Origin of the sequence: Shewanella sp. SM32 (assembly GCF_025654235.1) — a bacterium.
In the GTDB taxonomy this organism is placed as follows: domain Bacteria; phylum Pseudomonadota; class Gammaproteobacteria; order Enterobacterales; family Shewanellaceae; genus Shewanella; species Shewanella oncorhynchi.
The window spans coordinates 1-24,592 of sequence record NZ_JAKKRO010000070.1; the positions used below are offsets into that span (position 1 = coordinate 1).

At 43.1% G+C, this 24,592-nt stretch carries 17 protein-coding genes and 3 pseudogenes; 8 read left to right on the top strand and 12 right to left on the bottom strand.

The features are described from left to right. A pseudogene (locus L5M10_RS20405) lies at window positions 1–233 on the top strand (IS4 family transposase); the annotation flags it as partial. Between the two features lie 2 nt (window positions 234–235). Here the strand turns inward: L5M10_RS20405 and L5M10_RS20410 are convergent. Beyond that, window positions 236–385, bottom strand: a pseudogene (locus L5M10_RS20410) (anti-sigma factor antagonist); the annotation flags it as partial. 14 nt (window positions 386–399) lie between these two features. Next, entirely contained in the window at window positions 400–1,542 is a 1,143-nt protein-coding gene (locus L5M10_RS20415; protein ID WP_263255793.1) for a methyl-accepting chemotaxis protein, read from the bottom strand. A 276-nt stretch (window positions 1,543–1,818) separates the two neighbouring features. Here L5M10_RS20415 and L5M10_RS20420 point away from each other — a divergent pair, with 276 nt between their 5' ends. Continuing rightward, window positions 1,819–4,524 (top strand): acetate--CoA ligase family protein, encoded by a 2,706-nt coding sequence (locus tag L5M10_RS20420; RefSeq protein WP_105252534.1) that lies wholly within the window; start codon window positions 1,819–1,821, stop codon window positions 4,522–4,524. A 132-nt stretch (window positions 4,525–4,656) separates the two neighbouring features. On the opposite strand, the gene L5M10_RS20425 is transcribed toward L5M10_RS20420, so the two are convergent. The 5 genes from L5M10_RS20425 to L5M10_RS20445 all read right to left on the bottom strand — a co-directional run bounded on the left by L5M10_RS20425 (window position 4,657) and on the right by L5M10_RS20445 (window position 11,777). Then, the gene (locus L5M10_RS20425) at window positions 4,657–5,685 is read right to left on the bottom strand and encodes a GGDEF domain-containing protein (RefSeq protein WP_028759897.1); all 1,029 of its coding nucleotides are present in this window, start codon (window positions 5,683–5,685) and stop codon (window positions 4,657–4,659) included. A gap of 188 nt (window positions 5,686–5,873) precedes the next feature. Next, window positions 5,874–7,499 (bottom strand): phosphoethanolamine transferase, encoded by a 1,626-nt coding sequence (locus tag L5M10_RS20430; protein WP_263181388.1) that lies wholly within the window; start codon window positions 7,497–7,499, stop codon window positions 5,874–5,876. Between the two features lie 269 nt (window positions 7,500–7,768). Further along, complete coding sequence (locus L5M10_RS20435; protein ID WP_263181386.1) at window positions 7,769–9,862, bottom strand: prolyl oligopeptidase family serine peptidase; 2,094 nt, start codon at window positions 9,860–9,862, stop codon at window positions 7,769–7,771. A gap of 211 nt (window positions 9,863–10,073) precedes the next feature. Then, window positions 10,074–10,538 (bottom strand): MarR family winged helix-turn-helix transcriptional regulator, encoded by a 465-nt coding sequence (locus tag L5M10_RS20440; protein WP_263181385.1) that lies wholly within the window; start codon window positions 10,536–10,538, stop codon window positions 10,074–10,076. Beyond that, a complete protein-coding gene (locus L5M10_RS20445) occupies window positions 10,539–11,777 on the bottom strand; it encodes a cation diffusion facilitator family transporter (protein ID WP_263181384.1) in 1,239 nt (412 codons plus the stop codon). Window positions 11,778–12,418: 641 nt separating this feature from the next. On the opposite strand from L5M10_RS20445, the gene eco reads away from it, so the two are divergent. Further along, the gene (eco, locus tag L5M10_RS20450; protein WP_263255794.1) at window positions 12,419–12,970 is read left to right on the top strand and encodes a serine protease inhibitor ecotin; all 552 of its coding nucleotides are present in this window, start codon (window positions 12,419–12,421) and stop codon (window positions 12,968–12,970) included. Window positions 12,971–13,056: 86 nt separating this feature from the next. Here eco and L5M10_RS20455 read toward each other — a convergent pair whose 3' ends face one another. The 4 genes from L5M10_RS20455 to L5M10_RS20470 form a co-directional block, all read right to left on the bottom strand. Next, window positions 13,057–13,332, bottom strand: coding sequence for a hypothetical protein (locus L5M10_RS20455; protein WP_028759892.1), 276 nt, complete (start codon window positions 13,330–13,332; stop codon window positions 13,057–13,059). After that, window positions 13,325–15,313, bottom strand: coding sequence for an ATP-dependent DNA helicase RecQ (locus L5M10_RS20460; protein ID WP_263255795.1), 1,989 nt, complete (start codon window positions 15,311–15,313; stop codon window positions 13,325–13,327). Before L5M10_RS20460 ends, L5M10_RS20455 begins: the two co-directional genes overlap by 8 nt. A gap of 347 nt (window positions 15,314–15,660) precedes the next feature. After that, complete coding sequence (locus tag L5M10_RS20465) at window positions 15,661–15,999, bottom strand: hypothetical protein (protein WP_105252539.1); 339 nt, start codon at window positions 15,997–15,999, stop codon at window positions 15,661–15,663. Between the two features lie 168 nt (window positions 16,000–16,167). Continuing rightward, on the bottom strand, window positions 16,168–16,695 hold the full coding sequence (locus L5M10_RS20470; RefSeq protein WP_263255796.1) for a hypothetical protein: 528 nt from the start codon (window positions 16,693–16,695) through the stop codon (window positions 16,168–16,170). A 590-nt stretch (window positions 16,696–17,285) separates the two neighbouring features. On the opposite strand from L5M10_RS20470, the gene L5M10_RS20475 reads away from it, so the two are divergent. Next, window positions 17,286–18,401, top strand: a complete 1,116-nt coding sequence (locus tag L5M10_RS20475; protein WP_263178336.1) for a tyrosine-type recombinase/integrase — start codon at window positions 17,286–17,288, stop codon at window positions 18,399–18,401. 405 nt (window positions 18,402–18,806) lie between these two features. After that, a complete protein-coding gene (locus L5M10_RS20480) occupies window positions 18,807–20,864 on the top strand; it encodes a PhoX family protein (protein ID WP_263148237.1) in 2,058 nt (685 codons plus the stop codon). 147 nt (window positions 20,865–21,011) lie between these two features. On the opposite strand, the gene L5M10_RS20485 is transcribed toward L5M10_RS20480, so the two are convergent. Further along, window positions 21,012–21,776, bottom strand: coding sequence for a tRNA-uridine aminocarboxypropyltransferase (locus L5M10_RS20485; RefSeq protein WP_263255797.1), 765 nt, complete (start codon window positions 21,774–21,776; stop codon window positions 21,012–21,014). Window positions 21,777–22,174: 398 nt separating this feature from the next. Between L5M10_RS20485 and ampC the strand changes: the two genes are divergently transcribed. The 3 genes and pseudogenes from ampC to L5M10_RS20500 all read left to right on the top strand — a co-directional run. Next, window positions 22,175–23,359 (top strand): class C beta-lactamase, encoded by a 1,185-nt coding sequence (gene ampC, locus L5M10_RS20490; protein WP_131524053.1) that lies wholly within the window; start codon window positions 22,175–22,177, stop codon window positions 23,357–23,359. A gap of 407 nt (window positions 23,360–23,766) precedes the next feature. Beyond that, window positions 23,767–24,345, top strand: a pseudogene (locus tag L5M10_RS20495) (MFS transporter); the annotation flags it as partial. A gap of 101 nt (window positions 24,346–24,446) precedes the next feature. Further along, window positions 24,447–24,592: helix-turn-helix domain-containing protein (locus tag L5M10_RS20500; protein ID WP_263148938.1), on the top strand; the 146-nt coding region annotated here is incomplete at its 3' end.

A 24,592-nucleotide genomic window follows, 5' to 3' on the forward strand; every position in this document is an offset into this window, starting at 1 on the left:
TGATGGTTCAATGCCTGTTGTGGCTAGTTGGTTTACACGCACAGCAACAGGGCTGGGATAAGCATTTTCAGGCCAATACCATTGGGCATCGAACGGTACTCTCAACGATTCGCTTGGGATTGGAGGTACTCAGGCGGCCTGATTATCAAATCACGGAGAAAGAATTGCTGGCGGCCTGGGTATTATTCGCCAATCAGTTGCTCAAATATGGCTATGCTATGGCTGATTTATGAGGGGATCCTTCAGGGTAAAGCACTCGACTAAAATCTAAAATAATATGGTTAACCTCTGGAAGCGTTAAAATATCTTGATAATCACTGGTGAATTTCTTGTGGTAATAAAAGTCAAAGCGCTCTGGCAATGAAATAACTTTAATATTTGACATTGTGTTATCCCTAATTAAAAGAGTTCAATTTCACCACAGGTAATTTGATCCCTTGAAACGGGATTATGAGTCTCCTGACGTCGGCGACTCATTTGTATTGTGATGTCATCCCCCTTAATGCCAAACTCCTGTTGTGACATAGTGGTGACGCGATTGAGCGATTCTTTTAAATGGTTTAGGGACTGATTTGTGTAAATCAGGCTTTGGGAAGTAATATCACTGAACTGTAATCCCCGAATAGTATCCGAGATGGCTTGTTCTAGTTCATGTGCCGATGAATCGATACGTTCAATCACTTGAGAATCCTTCTCTGCTTTAACGATAATCTGCCTTAGTGCAGTATCTATATCCTTTTTTGCATCAATAATATAAGTCATATCTTGGGCGGCGACTTTACTCACGTGTACGGTTAATTGCTCAATCTGAATTTGAATTGATTTAAGCTGTTTTTGTATGCTTTCACTAAAACCTGCACTACGAGTGGATAAAGCGCGCACTTCATCTGCCACAACAGCAAAGCCTCTACCCGCATCACCCGCCCGCGCCGCTTCAATTGCCGCATTTAAAGCGAGCAAATTAGTCTGGGACGAGATTTGATCTATGTCTTGCAAGGCTTTCATTGCTTGAGGCATAGACTCGTAGATGAGATTCACTTTTTCCAACAATTCCATAGTTGATGCCGACATTTCTATGGTGGATTGAATAAAGCGCTCTAACGTCATTGAGGTATTGTTGGCAAATTGCTTCATTTGATCTGAATGGAATAACTCAGCATCATCAGTACTCTTAACGAGATCTGAAATAAATCCTGTCTGCTCCGTCATTAACCGCCCTAAACCATCGAATGACTCACCGAGCAAATTGACTGCGTCACCTTGCACCGCTAGCACACTGTCAATGTTAGCCTCGCAGCCGTTAAGCGTCGTGATTGACTCTTGATACAGATTGATATGGGCTTGCCAATCTGCGGCAAGTTGGTTATTGAAGGACTTATCATCATGCTGTTGAACTGACTGCATTTGCTTATGCTGATAAAATTGCCACAGCAACATCATCAATACAGAAATAACCGGACCGATAGCCCACAATGTCATCAAACTCAGCGAATATCCAACGCCTGCCGCGAGCACCGCAACGACCCCATCCTTGTATGTCATATGGACTTCACAATAATTGTACAGTGATTAAAAAGTAGTTTCATATTGGGTGATTTTCAAACACGAAAGTGAAATTATTCACATTGTTACGTGTCGCAATGCGGAAAATGCAGTTATCGCGATAGAAATCCTCAGTATTGAGCGCTAATTCTCAGTAAATTACCGTAAATTCATGATTTGCTAATAAACTTGTCTTAATGGAACCCGAAACTTAACTGTGCAGTCCTCATACCCTAGGTTACACTGGAAGCGTCATGGATTGGGATGGGATCGCTTATGAGTCAACGTACATTAAACTCCTTATTTAAACCGACTTCCGTTGCTATTATCGGCGCTTCGAATACCGAAAAACGCGCGGGTAATGTGCTGATGAAAAACCTACTATCGAGTGGTTTTTCGGGGCCTATCATGCCAGTCACCCCTAAGTATCGGGCAGTGATGGGTGTGCTCGCCTATCCCAATATTGAAGCCTTACCCATCAAACCCGATTTAGCGGTTATTTGTACCCGCGCTTGCCGTGTGCCCGCCATCGTTGAAACCCTTGCGCAATTTGGCTGTAAGGTGGCCATTATTATGGCAGCGGGAATGGCACAGGAATTTAACGAAGATGGCGTGAGCCTGCTCGACCTTGCCATGCAAAATGCTAAGCGTTATGGGATGCGCATTCTGGGGCCAAATAGCTTAGGAATGCTATTACCCCCATTGGGATTAAACGCCAGCTTAGCCCACGCCAGCGCCCTACCGGGCAAAATAGCCTTTGTGTCTCAATCTGCCGCCATTTGTACAACGGTACTCGATTGGGCCAATAACAAAGGTATTGGCTTTTCCTCCTTTATCTCCCTCGGTGATGCCACCGACATTAACTTTGACGAACTGCTCGATTACCTCGGCCGCGATAGCCGCACCAGCGCCATCATGCTTTATATCGACTCGGTGAATGAGAAGCGCCATTTCCTCTCGGCCGCTCGAGCCGCTTCACGCAATAAACCAATTCTAGTGATTAAATCGGGCCGTAGCGCCGAAGGTGCCCGCGCCGCAAAATTGCATACGGGCGGTGTTGGCGGTAACGATGCAGTGTATGAAGCGGCGTTTCGCCGTGCAGGTATGTTGCGGGTTAACGATTTAATTGAACTGTTTGCCGCGGTTGAAAGTTTAGCGCATTCCAATCCGCTGCAAGGTGAGCGCTTAGGGATTATCAGTAATGGTGGCGGTCCTGCCGTATTAGCGGTAGATGAACTCATTATGCGCGGCGGTAAACTGGCGGAGTTATCAGAGGACACCATAGCCAAATTAGAAGCCGTGTTACCGAATACTTGGTCAAGGCAAAACCCCATTGATATTATTGGTGATGCGAACGCATCACGATATGCTAAAGCTTTGACTATCTTGATGGATTCCAATGAACTTGACGCTATTTTGGTCTTGCACTCCCCTTCAGCACTCGGTGAAAGTGTTGAGATAGCTGATGCTTTGGTGAGTGTGATCCACGCGCATCCCAAAAAGAATCGCCTCAATATTTTGACGAACTGGAGCGGTGAAGACTCGGCTTATCAGGCACGAAAACGCTTCACTAAGGGCGGCATATCCACCTACCGTACACCCGAAGGTGCTGTGGGTGCCTTTATGCACATGGTTGAATACCGTCGTAACCAAAAACTGCTGCAAGAAGTGCCGCAATCGATCCCCGACAATATTCCGACAGATAGCCTCACGGCGCGCAAATTACTGCAAGCGGCTCAAGCTAAAGGAAAATCAGTACTGGAAACCCATGAGGCCAGCCCTATTTTGCGGGCTTATGGGCTTAACACCATAGACACTTGGTTTGTGAAAGATGCCGATGAAGCGGTGGCCATTGCGAATGAAGCGGGCTATCCCTTAGCGTTAAAAGTGCAATCCCCTAACATCTTGCATAAGTCCGATGTGCACGGAGTGATGCTCAATTTAACCTCGGCTGAAGATATCCGCCACGCCGCGAATGCGATTACCCAGAGGGTGCATCAAGCCAATCCCGAAGCCATTATTGAAGGCATGATAGTGCAGAAAATGGCGTTGACCGCTGGCGCGCAAGAAATCCGCGTGGCCGTGATAAGCGACCCCGTCTTTGGTCCGGCGATTTGCCTTGGCGAAGGTGGCTCAGAATGGGACCCCACCAATGATGCTGCCGTTGCCCTGCCACCCCTGAATATGGCACTGGCGCGTTATATGGTGATCCAAGCGTTAAAGACCCATAAGTTAAAGGACAGACATTTACCACTGGGTCTAGACATGAATGCCCTGTGCGTGATGTTAACGCAAATATCCCATATTATTATCGATTGCCCTGAAATCGCCTCGTTAGATTTAAACCCAGTACTGGCCGCGGGTGAAAACATCACTCTGCTCGATGTGAATATCCGTTTGCATGATGCCAATGCCGACAGTTCATCGCGGATGGCCATCATGCCCTATCCGAAGGAATTAGAAGAATTCGCCGAGCTAAAAAATGGCCTTAAGGTAATGCTAAGGCCGATTTTGCCCGAAGATGAACCTAAACATTTGGCCTTCGATAATTCGCTATCCGATGAAGACAGATACAAACGTTATTTTGGGGTGCGCTCGAAAATGACCCATGAAGAAATGGCGGTATTAACTCAAATCGATTACGCCCGTGAGATGGCCTTTATCGCCACGGCTAAGGGACCCGATGGCGATGACATCACCTTAGGTGCCGTGCGTGCGTCCATCGACCCTGATAATACCGAGGCCGAGTTTGCCATGGCGGTGCGTGGCGATCATCAAGGTATAGGGTTAGGAAAGTTGTTACTCGAAAAATTGATCAAATATTATCAGGCCAACGACACGCCCGTGCTCACAGGCTTTACCATGTTTGAGAATCGCAATATGGCCAGTCTTGCCAAAAGTCTCGGTTTTAAAGTGACCTTCGATATGGAGGAGCATTTGATCAAAATGCACATGGATTTAAAACCGCCCAGTGATCAATAGCACCTACCCAGACGAACAAAAACGCCGCAAATCATTGCGGCGTTTTGTTATCCTAAGTAAATGATTATTTGACGAAATAGCGACCGAGCTAATACTTAACGCCTTGAAACATCGACACTCGCCCCCACGTTCTCAGCCTCTAACACAGTTACGGCCTTCGGACTTAGCTTGGTACAGTGCTTTATCGGCGCGACTAAACAGCGTTTCAGCATCATCCCCCTGTTGCAATGAGGCCATCCCAATCGAGACAGTAATCGCGCCAAGGGAAAGCTTTTTGTCTTTCCCTACCGTTAAGCGCCGCTCAGAAATACGTTCACGCAGATTTTCAGCCACTTGCAATGCGTCGTGAAAATGGGTGTTAGGTAGCACCACCACAAATTCTTCGCCGCCATAACGCGCAACAAAGTCATCCCCACGCACACATTGCTTTAAGGCTAATGCGACATAGGCCAATACTTTATCACCCGTTAAATGACCATAGGTGTCGTTAAAGGCTTTAAAATTATCGATATCAATCAGTAAGAGACTACAGCGGGTCTGGTGATCTTGAGAACGGTAGATTTGATCCTGAATACTCAATTCATAGGCGCGGCGATTATGCAGAGACGTTAATTGGTCTGTCATAGCCGCGAGGCTAAGATTTTCCATTTCAGATTTAAGATTTTGCACTTCTTGACCCATGGTACACAGACTTTGCTCCATCTCACGGTTGTTGATAAGTAGCATCTGCATCTCATCGACCACACCATCAACCAGCTCGTTTAAGGTATTGATATCGGGATTAGTTTGTAATCGCAAACCAAACTCGGCTAATGAGCCAGAAAATGCCGCGGTTCCTTGACTCAACTGGCTGATTTTATTCAACAGGCTATTGATCAAGATTTGTGTTTCAATCTGAACATTTTCAATTACTTCTGGTGACTGTTCTTGGATAAAGGTTTTATAAAGACTGGTATTAACTTCCTTGGTAAAAGAGACAGAATTCGCCAAAAAACCATCAATCGCGCGATTTAAATCGAGATTTGTACCTGCAAAATATTCATACCAAACAGTGTAATTTTCAGGAGTAACAGGAATATCGAGGGCAGACATTTGCGGCACGGCCAAACGCAAAATTTGCGCGGCAGAATCAAGTTCTTTATTTTCTGCAGTAGAAGACATAAATCGCGAACCATAGATTTGTTATGTTTTTGTATACATTAAGTTAACTCAGCTGGTTCAATTTGGATATGGGAGAAATCAATTATTATGACAGGGAGCAAAAGAAAAGAGGATGTTGCCATCCTCTTCCTCATCACGGTACCGAACCAACTAGAACGAGCTAAACCTCGCGACAATTAAGTCCACAATTAACCACGGCAGCGAGCAAAGATATCTAATTCAGGCTGATATACCTCAGTTTTGATATTCATTAGTCCCAATAGACTATCGAATAAATTGTCATGGGAGAAACCACCTTTCGCCGCATGCTCAGCCAAACAATCCATATCCAATTGATTATCTTTGCTAAAATCTTTTGACACCCAAGCAAGCATAGGAATGCTCGTCTGCTCAATCGGTGCGATACTGTAAGGCGCGCCATGTAAATACATGCCTTTTTCGCCTAAAGACTCGCCATGATCGCTCAGATACAACATGGCTGGATCAAATTTATCTTGTTGGTTTTCTAACTTTTTAACCACTTCGCTAATAATATAGTCAGTGTACAAAATACTATTGTCATAGGTATTCATCAGCTCATCTTCACTGCAGTTTTGTATATCACTGCGCTGACAATCCGGAGTGAACTTACGGTGTTCTGCTGGATAACGTAAGAAATAAGTCGGGCCATGACTACCAATGACATGCAATACAATCACAGTATCTTTGCGTTCTGCGTTGGCTAAGGCTTCATCTAATTTGTTCAGTAACACTTGGTCGAAACAATATTGGCCAGTGCACAACTTAGGATCACTGTTCAAATCAATGGTTATGTTTTCAACTTGGTCACACACCCCTTTACAGCCAGAATCATTGTCAAACCACTGCACTTTAATACCGCCATGATCCAACACATCAACGGCGGTGTCTTGAGCATAGGCACGGCGTGAATCGTAATCTTCCCGTCCCATGCGAGAAAACATGCAAGGCAAAGATACCGCCGTTGCCGTGCCACATGAATGGGTATCTTTAAAGACTATTAATCCTTGGCCTTGGGTATGGGCGTTGGTTGGCTTGTCGTAGCCATAATACTGATAACTCATTGAACGCGCGGTTTCCCCCACGACTAGAACTAATAAATTCGGTTTACCATTTGAGTTGGCACTGACATTTTTTGCATCGAGGCCAAGTTGCTGATATTCCATTGGCGTTTGCAAGTACTGCACATTGATGTACTTAGACACAGCACCGATAAAATACGTCGGCACAATATAACGTTTTAGCTCGTCGTTGTTACGGCCAAAGGCCGCGTAATCTTGAAAATAGAAGAAAGCAATAATGCCCAGTCCTGCCAACATCGCCAGCATAAAAAGCACTTTATGCAGTAGTTCTTTTAGGAAAGGTTTGTACTGAATATCCGCTTTATAGATAAGGTACGCGGGTAAAATCCCAGTCAGTAACATATTCATTATCGAAGCAAAATTCACATACATGAACGCTTCGGCATGATTGGTTTGGAAAGTGTTTTCTATCATGCCGTAATCGAAGACGACATTGTATTGATAGGCAGCGAAGAACACACTCGATGATAACAAGGTGAGTAAGATGAAAAACGGTTTAACGAGATACTTTACCGTAAATAAGGAAAATATAAAACTGAGTGCAAAGGTTAAAAACAACGGCACAGTAGCGATGAAGATAGGATCGACATCAGGTTGTTTTTCAATGCCTTTCTTAATGATGCCAAACAATGGGATATTGAAAATACAGACGTAAAATAACGCTGTGATAAAAGTGAATCGATTCACCGATAGAGTCTTAAATCTTGCTAACACTGATAGCTCTCACTCAAATTAGTTGTTTGTCGAGAATAACTTAGTATTCTTAAGGTAGTCTTAGGCCTTTGACAGTGAAATTTTTTCGCAATAGTAGCAAGCTCTTGGCAATGGCTCAAATTATCTGTGGGTATTGTTAACATTAAATAATAAACTTAAAAAAACGGCCGAACCTCAATAAGTTCGACCGTTTTCTGCTCCCCAACCTATTAGGGTCTTGCTCGGTTTTACCAGTGAAGAGTTAACAATTCATGCTAACCCAGCGGTAATTATCTTAATTGCTGTAATAAGTAGGCAAACGCCATTGAATTAAGTTCCGCGGCTTGATTATTATCTGCAGCGCCGGCATGGCCACCTTCAATATTTTCGTAGTACAAGACATCAATTCCCATGTCTTTCATCTTAGCAACCATCTTACGGGCGTGACCTGGGTGAACCCTATCATCACGGGTCGATGTGGTGAAAAAGACCTTTGGATAATGCACGTCTTTATGCAGATTATGGTACGGAGAGTAAGTTTTAATGTAAGCCCATTCCTCAGGAATATCCGGATTACCGTATTCACCCATCCAGCTGGCACCGGCGAGTAACTTATTGAATCTAAACATGTCAAGCAGAGGTACTTGACACACGACAGCGTTGTACAGATCCGGTCTGCGGGTAAATGCCGCCCCCATTAATAGGCCACCGTTACTGCCACCTTGGATGCCTAAATGTTTACTTGATGTAATTTTACGGGCAATCAAATCTTCCGCTATTGCCTCGAAATCCTCATAGGCTTTATGTCGATTTTGCTTTAACGCCGCTTGATGCCAAGCTGGGCCATATTCGCCACCGCCACGAATGTTAGATAACACATAGACGCCGCCCTGCTCTAACCAGTTCTTACCAATGGTGGCCGAATAGGATGGACGCAGTGAGACTTCAAACCCACCATAGCCATAAAGTAGCGTAGGATTAGTGCCATCTAACTTAAGATCCTTAGCCATCACCACAAAGTAGGGTACTTTAGTGCCATCTTTAGACGTCGCAAAGTATTGCTCAGTTTTAAACTTATCCGCAGCAAACTGTTGCGGCATACCTTTAATTTTCTTCGGATTTAAGGTTTTTGCATTAACCGTATAGAGGCTTGAAGGCTCAAGAAAACTGGTGTAATTCACGAAAAAATTATCACTGTCTTGCTCAACATCCATTACCGTCAGGGCGCCATTCGCTTCGAATGGGACTTGGGTGCTTTGCCAAGCGCCCTTTTCGTCTTGCTCATACCGCACTAATTTGCTTTTCACGTTATCGAGCCAATTCACGAAAATCGCACTCTTACTAAAACTAAGTTGCGCTATCGATGCGGTCTGAGTCGGGCTCACAAATAAACTGAATTTGGCTTTCTGGGCGATAAGATCCGCCACATCGGCATACACGACCGCGCCTTGCTTAAAGTTACCGTCTTTATTGGTTAAATCGCTCTTTAACTCAATAAATAACTTACCTTTAAAATAACCTTTAATCTCAGCATCTTGAGGTAATGGCAACCCTATGAGTTTGCCATCTTGATAGACATATTGGCTGGCGGTATAAAAAGTATGTGCCTCGGTGACTAAACTCAGCGGCGTTTTATCATCGAATAAAACCCAGCCTGATACTGCGACTGAGGTTTTGTCACCAGTGAAAATCGGCTTCGCTTGCTCGAGTGCTGTACCACGTTGCCAGAGTTTCACTTCCCGTGGATAACCTGAGTCAGTCATGCTTTGACCATCACCAAAATCAGTACCGACAAAGGCGTGGTCTTTATCTATCCAGCTCAGACTTGATTTAGCTTCTTTCAAAAAGAATGGCTTATCTTTGATGGCAACAAAGGATTTAGTATTTAAATTAAATTCTCGCACTTCCACTGCATCGGCACCGCCGCGGGAAAGTGAGACAAAACAGCGCTCATTTTCGGGATACTGACAGCTAATATCCTTAAATACCCAATTGACGGATTCAGTTTTACCTAGGGCATCGATATCAAGCACGGTTTCCCATTTGGGATCGGGTTTAGCATATTCTTCCATGGTAGTACGGCGGTAAATACCGCGCACATGGGTGTCATCCTTCCAAAAGTTGTATAACTTGTCGCCAATGTGGGTCGCGTAGGGAATGCGTTCTTTATCGTTCAGGATGGCGAGACTGTTCGCCACTAAGGTATCAAAACCTTTAAACGCTTTAATTTCGGCGGCAGATGCAGCATTTTGGGTTTTCACCCATTCCATCGGCTTTGCGCCTTCAACATCTTCTAACCAAATGTATGTATCTTCTTCTGCGTGAAGTTGACCGCTCATACCGAGCACTCCTGCAATGCACCAAGGCAGTAATTTATTATTCATTCTATTCCTTTTAAACAAAGTCCATCTTGAGATCTGCCCTTACATTACCTTAATTAATATCCAGTTCAACTATTAATCCAACAAGAATGTAACAAAAGGTAAGGTACTGTAATAGCAGATGATTAATCTAGAATGAATCGCGTTTTTAAAAATGTCGTGCTATAAAAAAGCGTCCACGAGGGACGCTTTTTAGTGGATGAAATAGGGTAAATTAAAACTCGTTATTCATACGAGACAACAAATTGAGCAGTACGATTCGTTCCTCACTGCTCATTTTAGCGGTGAGATCTGTAGTGAGTTGTAGATGTAATGCATCATGTTCGAGGAACAAAGTTTGGCCCTTTTCGGTTAACTCCACCAGAATCGAACGACGATCGGTTTCATGGGGACGACGTACAACCCACTCAGCTTCTACCATTTTGTCGATTTGGACCGTTAGTGTGCCTGTTGTGACACCAATTTTATCCGCCAGTTCTTTCATCCTCATAGCGCCGTGCACGCCGAGTAACTCAATGGTGTGCACCTGCGATAGGCTAAAACCTTTGTCACGCACAATGGCGTGTTCCCAAGACGACAGCTTTTCGTAAAATTCAATAATCACATGATTTAATGCATGATCTGTTGAATGAGCGGCCGTTGAATTCAGGTTTGATGAATGATGATGTTCAACAGTCATTTAGGCTTCCTTAGCCATACACTCGCGCTGATGGCAAGTATGGAGTTCAATAGTGATATGGGCCAATTCAGGAAATTGTGACAGTAACTGGTTAAAATAACTGACATCTTTCGGTGAATGGGACACGATAGACACCATAATAGCATGGTGATCGGCACTCACTCGCCAAAGATGTAAATCGGCCACTTGATGATCCGGTACGGCCTCAAGGGTTTCCACGACCTTACGCTGCAATGACGCTTTAACACCACCGTCAAGTAAGATAGGACTCGTTTGCTGAATGAGTCCCCATGACCAACGGCTAATAATCACAGCACCCACTATACCCATAACCGGATCGAGCCAAGTCAGTCCCATGTATTTACCAAACAACAAGGCCGCAATGGCGAGCACTGACGTTAACGCATCGGCTAATACGTGAAAATAGGCGGCGCGTAGGTTGTGATCATGACCACCGTGTGCCTTCTGATGCTCATGCTCATGCTCATGCTCATGCTCAGCAGCATGGTGCTCCTGTTTATGATGGCAATGGCTATGATCTTGATGACTTTCATCGTGTGCATGTGAGTCATCATGTGAATGTGGACCCGCACCATGTGAATGAGCCGTATGGACGTGATCGTCATGGGAGGAGTGTGCTTCGCAGCTGTGATGAGCATGCTCGTCTTCATGATCATCTTGATGTCCATGATCGTGACTATGACCATGAGTGTGCCCATGGTCGTGGGTATGGTGATCTTTGAGTAAAAATACACTCAGCACATTCACGCTCAAACCTATGACAGCCACAAATATGGCTTCGTTAAAATGGATTTGCTCAGGGTTAATCAGTCGCATTCCCGATTCAATCAACATCACCAGTGCCACAAGTCCTAGCGCTATTGCGCTGGTATAACCGCCAAGCACACTCACTTTGCCAGTACCGAAAGCAAATGCAGGATCGTTAGCGTGTTTACGGGCATACGAATAGGCGAATAACGTGATCATAAAGGCCGCGGCATGGGTTCCCATGTGCCAACCGTCGGCGAGCAGTGCCATAGAACCGTAGATGGTTCCGGCAGCAATTTCAGCCACCATAGTGATCACGGTTAAATACAGTACATAGCGAGTGTTCTTCTCGCCATCGCGGTTCTGACTGGAAAACTCATGGGCGTGCTGCCACTGGGCGAGTGAGTGCCCTTGGCGGCTTCCCGTAGTAGCTTGATGCCCTATCGCTTGCTCGGCTGTCATTGATTTCATTGTATGGCCCCTGTTCCATTTCTATCGCTATTAATGGTGAAAAACTCGTCGCTTGAATTATAGTTTGAAAATCAAAATATATGAATATCGAATTAACTATTTATCAAGATATACTGTTTTCAAACTTTTAAACGTGTATTTGAATCCCCATAATGCATCTGCCCTCCTGCCATCAGTCGAGACACTGATATGTGAATTAAGATAGGCAGCTAGACTAGGCAAAGGATATCAGGCAAGGTTTAATGGATTAGCGCTTGATTTATGAGTAAAAACAGCTCACATAGCAGAGTTAGATTGGCTTTATTACAGCCTTATGCAGTTATAGACAGACACAGCGGTGGCTTTTCAGTGCAAGTTGAAATCCAAGTTTTAAGGTTTTTATCTAGGCTGTTTCGTATATTTTTCGCATGATATGGAGTCATAAAACAGCCACAGCAAAGAATTGAAATAGCTGCGAACTTAACAAAATAAGTCATTAGAAAGCGTAATTAACCCTTATTATTCAGATTGATAAAAATTATTTGGGTAAAAAATCGATTTTTTATTGAATAATTTAACCCTTTTTACCTCTGCTGCGTTTATAGGGAGCAGAACACAGACAAATTTATCGACATCAATTCAGTTCGATTAGGAGAAATAAAATGAAATTGAAGACCTTATTTAGCGTTAGCGCTGTTCCCCTTGCATTTGCAGTATTGTCATTCAATGCCGCGGCGGTGAGCCCACCACATCCAACAGGGTTAAATGCGCCTATGATCAGTATTCAACGTTTCGATTCAAAAGATTACAGCGCACAGGAAGCCACTAAGATGTTCCCTGCTCCGGCAGCAGGTATGGTGCAGCACATTTTAAGTTTACCTAAATTAGAAAACGAAGATGACTACATGGTCGAAATCCAAATTGGTCAGACTCAAATGGTTGATTGCAATAAGCATGGATTAAACGGGGAATTGAAGGAACTGACAGTGCAAGGTTGGGGTTATAACTACTATCAAGTGGATGAAATAGCTGAAGGCCCAAGCACTATGATGGCCTGTTTCGAATTGGCGAAGAAAGAAGCTTTTGTACGTATTCCAGCTGAGCTAAAAATGCGCTACGACAGTCGCTTGCCTAAGGTGTTTTATCTACCAGAAGGCGCTGAACTGCGTTTCAGAACTTGGAAAGTAGATTCAACCTATCAATATTCCAAGTAAATAGCCGAATTTAACTCTTGCATCATCAATCAAATGCGCTTCGAGTCTTTGCTGATTAATAAAAGCAAAGACTCGAAGCGCATTAACTAGAATCGTTTAATTCTAACGACTTGCATAATTTCTATTTCAAAACCTGCCACAGTTTCTGTCTCTGGGTAATAGATGACATTGATCTTTTGCCCTTGCAGATTACGATACTTTTTGACCCGTCTAAACTTAAACGGCACGTCACAATCTTCAATCATAACAGTATGTTGTATCCACTCCGCCTTTTCCCTCTGCATATGCGAAACCACAGTCACACCTTCAGAGTGAACCAAATGTTCATGGGTGGCTAACATCTTTTTTACGGCCTTATTCATGTTCAACTCTTTTATCATCTAGTTGCGACAACAGTGACTCAACTTTCTGTTTAATTTCAGCATATCTCAATTTTTCACAGCGGCCGAAACCACTCAACTTACGCACTTGAAAACGACTAACCAAAGGAACTGACATACCAGCTAGGCAACGACAATAGGTATCAAGTGATAAAGCATCAATACCTTTGGCCGTTAAATGATGCTTCAACTCATGTAAATCAGCCAACATCTGCAGATCTGTCGGCCAAGTCGGTTCCGTCGAATAACTCAACTTAGCGAAATGACCGCGGCAGACACTGCAATGACCGCAGATAGCCGGCGTCTCATTATCATCAAAATAACGGGATAAATTGTGGCTTAAGCACGTCTCAAGTTCAAAAAAGCGGACTAACTGCGCTATTCGCGCAATTTCTTTCTGCTCTTTATCAATAAAATAATGGTACAGCTCATCGATGAGTTCCGGACGCGCTAATGCGGCAACATCCACCCGATACACATCGGTAATTCGTTTGGTTTCTAATTCAATCAACTGATGTTCAGCTAAATATTCCAGCGCGGCCAACACGCGACTGCGTTCATGGCCCGTCGCATTGTACAAGGCATCAAAATCTAACGCGCCCCATATTTTCTTCATCTGCGTATGATTAAAAATCTGCGTCAAAAACGCCTGCCGTTCGGAATTAAATCGGCTCAGAATGGCGTGTTTATCCACTAAAAATTTGTAATTAACATCGGCGTAGTAAGCAAATAACGGCTTAACCACACCTAGAATTTCTAGCTGTACAAGTAACGTTTTTAATGGCAACTGGCGAATATTACTCGCCGTCGACACGCCATTAAGCTGACATTCCCACTGACCAGAATCTTGTTCAAGACGAATAGCTTCAATGACTTGCGCTATACCTTCTCGCTCAGGCGTATCGCCATACACAAAATTTTCAACGGTATTGAGTCCGTCAAGATTGGCTAAAGTCACACAATGGGATAACGCACCATCACGCCCTGCTCTGCCGATTTCTTGACTGTAGTTTTCAATGGATTTAGGCAAATCATAGTGGATCACAAAACGGATATTGCTCTTATCGATTCCCATACCAAAGGCGATGGTAGCTACCACCACTTGCAGCTTATCCTGCATAAAATCATTTTGAATTTGTTGACGTTTTTCATCTTCAAATCCAGCATGATAAGCACTGGCGACTATGCCTTGTTGGCACAAGAGTCGTGCGACTGTTTCGGCGGTTTGCTGTAACGTCACATACACAATACCAGCACCTGAGAATGATGTTATCTGGTTAACCAGTAAGGCATTTTTCTCTTTAGTCGACACGGGCAGAACTGTCAAATCTAAATTGGGTCGATAAAATCCCGTTTGTACTATGTGTTCGGGCGCAATATCGAAGCGCTTGGCCATATCCAGTTTCACTTTACGTGTCGCTGTGGCCGTCAGTAACAGTACCAGCGGGATCTCAAGTTCGCGCCGATAATCGGGTAATTTAAGGTAATCAGGCCGAAAATTGTGGCCCCATTCTGAAATACAATGCGCCTCATCTACGACCAACATAGACAGCGGAACCGATTGAATAAACTGCCTAAAGCGTTCATTTTTGAAACGTTCCACCGACACCATTAAAATTTTCAGTTTGCCAGAGCGCGCATCTGTCATCACTTGCTGACTCTGCTCGGCGCTTAAGGTTGAATCTATGCTGGCCGCATGAATTCCCTTAGATTGTAAAAATTCCAGCTGATCTTTCATCAAGGCGAGTAAAGGCGAAATCACTAAACTCAAATGGGGTAACTGCAATGCTGTAAATTGATAGCAAAGGGATTTACCAGAACCCGTCGGAAAAATCGCTAAACTCGACTTCCCCGCCAACAGCTGTGTTATCGTTTGCGCTTGGCCAGGACGAAATTCAGAAAAACCGAAATCCTGCTGCAACAAACTAACGTATGGATTGGTTTCCGGAATGGGATTGAACATCAACCGTCCTTTACACTTATCCTTACCACCCACAAAATTCGGGCATACCGCAAGAAAAAGATTCAGCATTAAGTGAGTCGACTAGTCTAGCAAATTTTGACGTACTTTACGGAGTTAATTAGCAACAACTGAGTTTTCAAGCCAACTTAACTGCTCATCAGGAGCGTAATTATAGGTGCAGATTTCATTGCAACACAATGATTAATATATAATTAATTTACTTTTTTAGTCAGCAATTAAATATGAAAATAAAACCGATTTGTAAAAATTCGATCCGATATCTCCTATAAAAAAACAAGACGTCAGATGAATCTCAGCAAAAAATACATCTCCGATAAATTGAGCATTTAAGGTTTTCTAGCAAGATATAGATTGATCAGCGACGTCAGTTTGTCCTGAAATCTTTCTTCAAAACCATCAATGTCACGCCCTATAGAGACTAAATATTTAGTTGCCTGCTCACGCGAAAGCAGCTTATTTGCAAGACTATATTGCATCTCTTCTAAGGTTTTATCATATCTTGGGATCAATACCCAAGTGCCGACATCGACGTCAAAATGTTGCATCGCTTTCTGGGCTAAAGCACAAAAAGCCTCAATATGATCTACGCCATCAGGTCCGAGACAGCCAGGTTCAATTCGGCATAAAACCGCAATTTTCCTATCGTTTGCAATACTTAAACTCATCTCTAATGCCCCGCGTTATCTAGTCGTAAACATAAGATCTTAACAGTAATTTTACGTGTCTGCACAGATAAGTCACGGCTAACTTACCCTTATTAGATAATCCATTTTAGGCAATAGAACAACTTTAAAATCATATTCTTCAAAACATAGATCCGCGGTTATTTTGTTCTATTCATCAACAATGTCGTCTACAACATCCTCATCAGTATGTTGTAAAACATTAAGCGAAATATTTTCATTATGCTCTGACAATAGGGTATCAATGGCTTGGTCAAAACTGTCTAACTTTTGAGTTGCCATATAACGTTTTAACCTCAAAATAATATCCCTGCTCAGCTCAATATGAGACTTTTTTTGCCGTTTTTTTATTTGAGATAATTCTTTGCGAACCATACGCCAGCCAAAATCAGTAAAATACTGATTGAGCATTTTGTTTACATTAGTAAGCTCGTTGTCGATCCGCTGTGCCTTTTTGCGTAATCGGACTAATTCATTTAGTTGTGTTACCAACTTAGTATAGGAAACCGTTTGTAACTCAGCGTCACAAAACCAATCCGGTTTAGATGCCACAGCTTCAGGATTGATAAGGCGATAAATTAAGGGTAAGGCAAAAATTAATTCTGCTTCCTCAAGCAATAATAATTTTCTCCCTGCTGTTGGTTTGTCTTGTTGATATATCCAGGCTTGCGGTTCCATAAATACGTTTCTTTAGCTAAGCATGTGTCTAATGCAGATGAAATAAATCGGTCCTCATGCTAGTACAAATCGACAAGTATTAATATATGGTTCAACCATTTTTTGTGTTTGATATCGATTCCTTGTGCTTTCCTTTTACTTTAGGAAGAATAACTCAACTCGTATCAGGTCAAATACCTAGCAAGCTGTCGTACTTATTAGCTTAAATTTCATCCAATAGACAAGCCTAGTTTAGCGGCATTCCATTCAACAAAGTCAATAAAATGGTTAAACCATTCTTTAAAGTTGTGATTCTTTGGCTAACCAAGTTCGAAACCACCGCATATAGAAAGTACGAATTTCATACTATTTTTGCTTTTAATTCTATATCCGCATAATTAATCGCCATTGTTCAAACGGCTTTATCTTGGCTATTTTTTAAACTAAAAAAACCAACTAAATGCTATTTAATACGCCCTATTCCGATAACAGAAGTTTATTTGAACAAATAAGCACTCTACCAGTGATAATGACGATTATCACTGGTAGATGTAGTCGTGATTTGCGTATAATTACGCCTTCTTAATTCGATATCAGGTGACTTCAACGGCATGTCTAAAATGATCCGGACAAATAATAACGCTCAAAATAACACCAATGTATCGAATGAAAGAGTGACTGGATCAGAACATCACAATAATAACCATGCTGAACAGCCACGTTTTTTTGAAGAGACTTTCCTGCCACAATCTGTTCGAAGTGATTATTTAAGTGCTGCCGAAGAAACTGAATATGAAATTTCAGCCAACACCCGCCGTGTTTATAATACGAGCTTTAGTCTATTTAGCCGTTATTGTGCCGAACACCAACTGCAGGCCCTTCCCGCAGATCCCCGTAGCGTGATTTCATTTATTGGTCATCAGAAAGAATTGATCCAAGAGAGTACTGGAGTACAACTTTCTAAACAGACATTAACGACTCGACTCGCGGCGATACGCTACCACCATATTCAAGCGGGATTCCACTCACCTACCGAGCACCCACTGGTGATCAGAGTGATGCGCGGTTTAAGCAGAAATCAATCTCGCCATGTGAGTGATTATGATCAACAACCGATTATGTATGATGAAGTGGAAATGCTCATTCAAGCTATCGATGAACAAGTGCAGCCATTAACCCGAGCAAGAGACAAAGCCATTATTCAGTTAGGATTACAAGGTGGGTTTCGCCGTTCTGAACTTGCAGATATAAAAGTTCAATATGTCAGTTTTTTACGCAATAAGCTAAAAGTGCGCCTACCTTATTCGAAGAGTAATCAGCAAGGTCAACGGGAATGGAAAGACCTGCCGGATCATGAACCTTTTGCAGCACTCAACGCGGTAAAAAATTGGTTATCACTCGCCAATATAGAGGATGGACATTTATTTAGATCGCTTTCCCGTGATGGGAAATATTTACGCCCTTATCAAATAGTAGAACATCACTCTGAAGCTAATTCAAGTTTACATAAAAATAGTGGTTTTCTCACGGGAGACGATATTTATCGCATAATTAAAAAATATTGCACAAAAGCGGGCCTACCTGCAAAGTTTTATGGTGCCCACAGTTTGCGTAGTGGTTGTGTCACTCAACTCCATGAAAATGATAAAGATCATTTATACATTATGGCCAGAACTGGCCATACCGATCCTCGATCACTCCGCCATTATTTAAAACCAAGAGACTAAACTAGATCATGACTCGATAAGGATCAGTTAGTCTTTTATTAAAAATTAAATAGAAATTATAACGTTAAAATAAATTTATCATGTTTATGAATAAAAATGATATTCAGTAATTTATATTTAATTTATTTAAATAATTTAAGCTTGAAAATAATTAAAAAAATAATTTCACATTATATATTTTTATCTGTGACACAACATTTGACATCATAGCAGAATAAAAATCCTAATTGAGGTACTTTGACCTCAGCAGCTTAGACCATAGCAAACTGCTGGTTAACATTTTTATAGCATATCGGGTTTATTGCTCACTGCAGTATTATTGTAATATAAAATCATCTTTATTGTCATATTGATACTTTAGCCTTAGTCACGAAATTTAATCCATCGTACTAGCCGGAGTAATATATGAGTAAGGCCACCTTTGATCCTACACTTTATAATAAAAGTAATAACGAGCCATTTAACCAAGTGTTGGATAAACATTTATCTCGCCGTAACTTCGTAAAAAGTGGTTTAGGCCTCAGTGCTATGACAGCTTTTGCCAGTGTAGGCTTAACTGCTTGCGGATCAGATGACACACCCGTTACAAAACCTGTTGATCCAGTGACACCTTTGCCACCGACAAAAAGTACCGCCAAGCTAAACTTTACGTCAGTTGCGGGTTCTCGTTTAGATGCCGTCGTTGTGCCAGAAGGCTATACAGCGCAGGTACTTGCACCATGGGGCACGCCATTAAATGCAAAAGCAGCACCATGGAAAAGCGATGGTAGTAACACTGCCGATGACCAAGCGAACTCAGTCGGTATGCACCACGATGGCATGCATTTCTTTCCATTAAATGATACGGGTAATGACGGTTTACTTTGCATTAACCATGAATATATTGATGAAGTTGCATTACACCCTGCAGGACAAACTTTTGATCCTACTTCAGGTTTGCGCACGATTATCGATGAGGTACGTAAAGAAATCAACGCCCATGGCGTATCGGTTGTACGTATAAAACTGGTTAATAATCAATGGGAAGTGGTTAGCAATGATAACCATAACCGCCGATTCACAGGTGCGACTGTAATGGATATTAGCGGTCCTCTCGCCTACTCTTCTCTACTCGAAACCCGCTACTCTCCCGACGGTAGTCAGGCTCGCGGTACATTAAATAACTGCGGCAATGGTTACACGCCTTGGGGCACTTATTTAACCTGTGAAGAAAACTGGCCAGGCTACTTCGCAAACCGTGGTACGTTAACTGCCGAGCAAAATCGCATTGGGATCAGCAAAACCAGCACACGTTATGGCTGGGATGATCTTGCAGGTCATGATGAAGAACGTCTCGATGAGTTCGCGCGTTTTGATGTCACGCCAAAAGGCGCAAGTGCTCAAGATGACTATCGTAATGAAGCGAATGGTCACGGTTATATTGTTGAAATTGACCCTTTCAATCCAACATCGCGCGCAGTAAAACGTACCGCGCTTGGTCGTTTCCGCCATGAGGGATGTACCTTTGGCAAGCTAACCGAAGGTAAGCCAGTAGTATTCTATTCTGGTCACGATTCACAATTCGAATACTTATATAAATTTGTCTCGGCCGCGGCGTGGGATGCAAAAGATGCTGACAGCAGCAATCGCATACAAACTGGCGATAAGTATATGAATGAAGGTACTTTATATGCAGCTAAGTTTAATGCAAATGGTGGTGGTGTTTGGTTGCCTTTAACCTTAGATAGCCAGACTACGGACGGAAAAACCCTAGGCAATACTTTCGCTAGCTTAGCCGAGATTATTTTGAACACAGCAGGCGCAGCGGATCTTGTTGGTGCAACACCTATGGATCGCCCTGAATGGTGTGCTGTCGATCCTTTCACTGGTTCAATTTATTTGACCCTGACCAACAACTCAAAACGAACTGAAACCAATCCAGCGAACCCAAGATTGAAAAACCACTTTGGCCATATTATTCGTTGGGATGAAAGTGACAAAGATACTGAATTTACATGGGATATCTTCGTATTCGGATCACCAAGTGATGGTAACGCAGAGACAAACTTATCAGGCTTAACGGATCTTAACCAATTTGCCAGCCCAGACGGTTTGGCCTTCGATCAACGCGGTATTTTGTGGGTTCAAACCGACAATGGAGCCAAGGAGGTCGCAGAAGAAACCAACGATCAGATGCTAGCAATAGTGCCTTCAACGCTTGTTGATGGCCAAGAGAAACAGCTCGGCGTAACGGCTGATAACCAAATGGAATTAAAGCGTTTCTTCGTTGGACCAAACGACTGTGAGGTTACGGGTTTTGCTATTAGCCCTGATTACACATCTGTTTTTGCTAACATTCAGCATCCCGGTAATTGGCCTTATTCGTCCAATGCCGCTGAAAAAACGCCTGCGGGCACGACATTACGCCCTCGCGCCGCTACGGTCGTTATCCGTAAGTTAGATGGTAAAGAAGTCGCGGTATAAACAATTATGCTTGTGCGAGGTATCTTCTTAATATGAAGTTCCTATAAGTTAATTGCTACACATAAAAAATCCCCTCACTGTAGGGGATTTATTATTTAAGAAGATAGTTAACTAGCCTTTTTCAAAATAGATTAAATCCAACATCGATTAACTCTTACTACGACTTGCTTGTTCAAAGGCAAGTTCAAAAGCATCGGTAAAATCTGTAATTGGCAGAAGGTCCTCACGGCAACGGCGATTGCGGCCAAGTAAGGAAGATTCAACAAACAAATCAAACCAAGTACTTAAGGCTTTGCCATTAGCCGCTTCGCCAATCGCTCCTAAAGCCAATGATGCCACCTCGGCGGTGCCAAGTTGAAAATCATGACTACCTTTACGCAATGCATAGGTCGCGAGCGTGTCGGGATCGAAGGAAAGCAACGGCAGTGAGTGTAAGTAAGGACTCTTACGGAACATTTTAATCGCTTCACGCCAACTGCCATCAAGCAGAACAAGTAGCGGCCGTTTGCCTTCGGCCAATATCGACATCGGCACTTGGTTCAGTACGGTTTGCCCTTGCTCTGCATACTGGGCAGGAAACACTAAATAGGGTTGATATTGCGGCGAATTCAGCAAAGCAAGCAACTCAGCTTCAGGTTCTGTACGTGACCAAATATAGGCGTGGGTATCAGGAATAAGATCCGCTATGAGTCGTCCACTATTAGTCGGCTTTAACACCTCATCGTTATACATAATCAGCAGAAAACTGGCGTGAGTATCTAACTGACGGCGTAGCGCACAGGTACAGAACTGCTCACCTAAGAGGCATAATGGACAGCGGATCAGTTTTTTACCGCGGGCACCAAAGGGTTTAGTCGAAATAGACTTACGGTACTGATATAAATGGTGCACTGCATGGGGGGCTAAAGCCATAAAAACCAATTCTCTATCAAACTTATTAAGGATCGCGACCACATCAGTTAGCACTTTTTTATCGCGGTGGCGCAGTTTATCCCTTGGCCATCAATGGTGCAATCGCACAATACATTATCGTGATAAAAGGCCGGTGTCAGTGGTTGATGGTTTCATCTGCAGCCTAACGTCAGCGAGATAATTTAAGAGCACAGAGCAACCATCTCTTAAAAAAGCTGTAATGTATTAATCTGTGTTGCCACTTAGTATGCAACACTAAACCGACCAAATTAACGTTTAACTTACTTATTGGGAGAGTATTGAAACTAAATATCAGTAATGACTTAACTTAGTGTGGAATTGCCCTAATATCATGCGAAAATCTACTCTACAAATACAGTCTCAATGAAAGGTCAATTATGCACCCAAAAGCCCCGATCGCTTCTATACCGTTATTAAGCGGCGTACTGCTCACTGCTACGCTATTTTCTAATGTCACTACGGCCCAAACGCTTAATACCAAAGACATCCAGTCAATTGTAGATTCCGCAGTTAAACCACTGATGGCTGAGTACGCTATTCCCGGCGCAGTGATTGGCGTCACCATAGAAGGTAAGCAGTTTTTTTATCAGTATGGCGTCAGTTCTAAAACCTCTGGGCAAAGTGTGACTGAAGATACCCTGTTCGAGATTGGCTCTATCAGTAAAACCTTTACCGCAACACTGGCTAACTATGCACAGGGCGAAGGTAAATTAACGCTCACGGATATGGCCAGTGATTATATTCAAGCATTAAAAGGCAGTCATTTTGATAAGATTAGTCTCATCAATTTAGCCACCCACACAGCGGGTGATTTGCCGATGCAAGTTCCTGATAAGGTCACTAATAACGCAGAGTTAATGGATTACCTTAAGCATTGGCAACCGTCATTTGCCGCGGGAACCCACAGAAATTACGCCAATCCGAGTATTGGGCTGCTCGGCATGATTGCCGCGCAGAGTTTAGGGCAAACGTTTCCACAAGTACTTGAGCAAACACTATTTCCACAATTGGGCATGACAAGCAGCTACATTAACGTTCCGAGCAGTAAAATGGCAGATTATGCCCAAGGCTACGATAAGCAAGACATGCCAGTGCGAGTCAATCCTGGGGTATTAGCCGATGAAGCTTATGGCGTTAAAACCTCAGCCAAGGATTTACTGCAATTTGTTGAGGCCAATATGCATATACATTCGTTACCCAAACCACTGCAAACGGCTATTGATGAAACTCATACTGGATACTTTGATGTGGGCATGATGACCCAAGATATGATTTGGGAGCATTACTCATATCCTATTGATCTTGATAAAATACTTAAGGGTCACACTCAGAAAGTCGTATTTGGCAGTACGCCCGTTAAACCCATAGTGCCGCCCCTCGCGCCGCAGCAAAATGTGTGGATTAATAAAACCGGCTCAACCGGCGGTTTTGCCGCTTATGCAGCATTTATTCCCGCGCAAAAGCTTGGCATAGTATTGTTAAGCAATAAAAATTATCCCGTACCGCCTCGGGTGACTGTGGGGTATCAGATTTTAACGGGCATAGAGAAATTACAAAAATAGCATCTTGCTAGTCGCGACTATTAATGGAGATAAGGAGATAGGCCGATTCGCAATCTCCTTTCTTATTTGTTCCTTTTAGCGTGATTTTTTTAGGGTGGCTTGTATTAAGCACCTTATCCACTTACTTACCTCCAATCTCTTAATAGCCAATATTTTTAAGCAAACTCCCATGTAAGAAAATAGGCAGTGAAGGGTTAATCTGAGTATTAATTCATTTGCAACTCATCGACCTAGTTAACAGACAAATAACCTATCGTAAGTTTAGCTTTACAGCTTAAAATCAGGATAAAAACTTATGCATCGCATTAAAAATTATTTCGTTAAATCAATATGATTGACACTTGAAGTTACGCTTTTAGGGAGTAAGATGCGCGCAAATACCTTAAGTGACCTTTTTCGGAAATATCATGTCAGGCACGCCACATTCTCCTATTCATCACGATGTCGCTCCAGCGGCGAGTCAGTCTAGCCTACTGTTAATGATTGTCTTTATGGTCGCCTGTGGCCAAATGGCGCAGACGATTTTTGTACCTGCCCTTCCACAAATCGCACTCGGGCTCCATGTGGACGCCAGCCAACTACAAGCCGTGATGGCCTGTTACTTACTCTCCTACGGGATGTTTCAATTTGTGTATGGCCCAGTGTCAGATCGCGTTGGCCGCAAAATGCCACTCATCGTGGGTATCGCAATTTTCATTCTAGGCGCTGTATTCGCGGCGAAGGCCACAAGCTTTAACCAACTAATTATGGCAAGCCTTATCCAAGGATTAGGCACAGCCAGCGCAGGCGCATTGTGCCGTAGCATTCCCCGCGATCATTACTTTGGCGACCGACTGGTAAAATTTAATAGCTATGTCTCTATGGCTGTAGTGTTTTTGCCTTTGCTTGCACCATTTATCGGCAGCGCCACTGCGGCCTATTTTGGCTGGCAAGCCGTATACTGGGTATTAGCGGGATTCGGTGTCGCGGTCTGGCTGTTGTTAATCCAGAATTCAGATAATAACTGCGACACTCTAATCGAGGTGTAGAAGAAGCCAACTGCTGAAAAGTGGTACGCTTTATCTCGCCAAAGTAAAAGAGTATCACCATGAATTATCAACAATTGACCGAAGCAAGACGATACCAGATTTCCGTACTGTTAGAACAGGGCTTTTCGATAGCACACATAGCTAAATGCATTGATTGTCATCGCTCTAGTGTCTATAGGGAAGTTAAACGATGCCAAGGGCAATC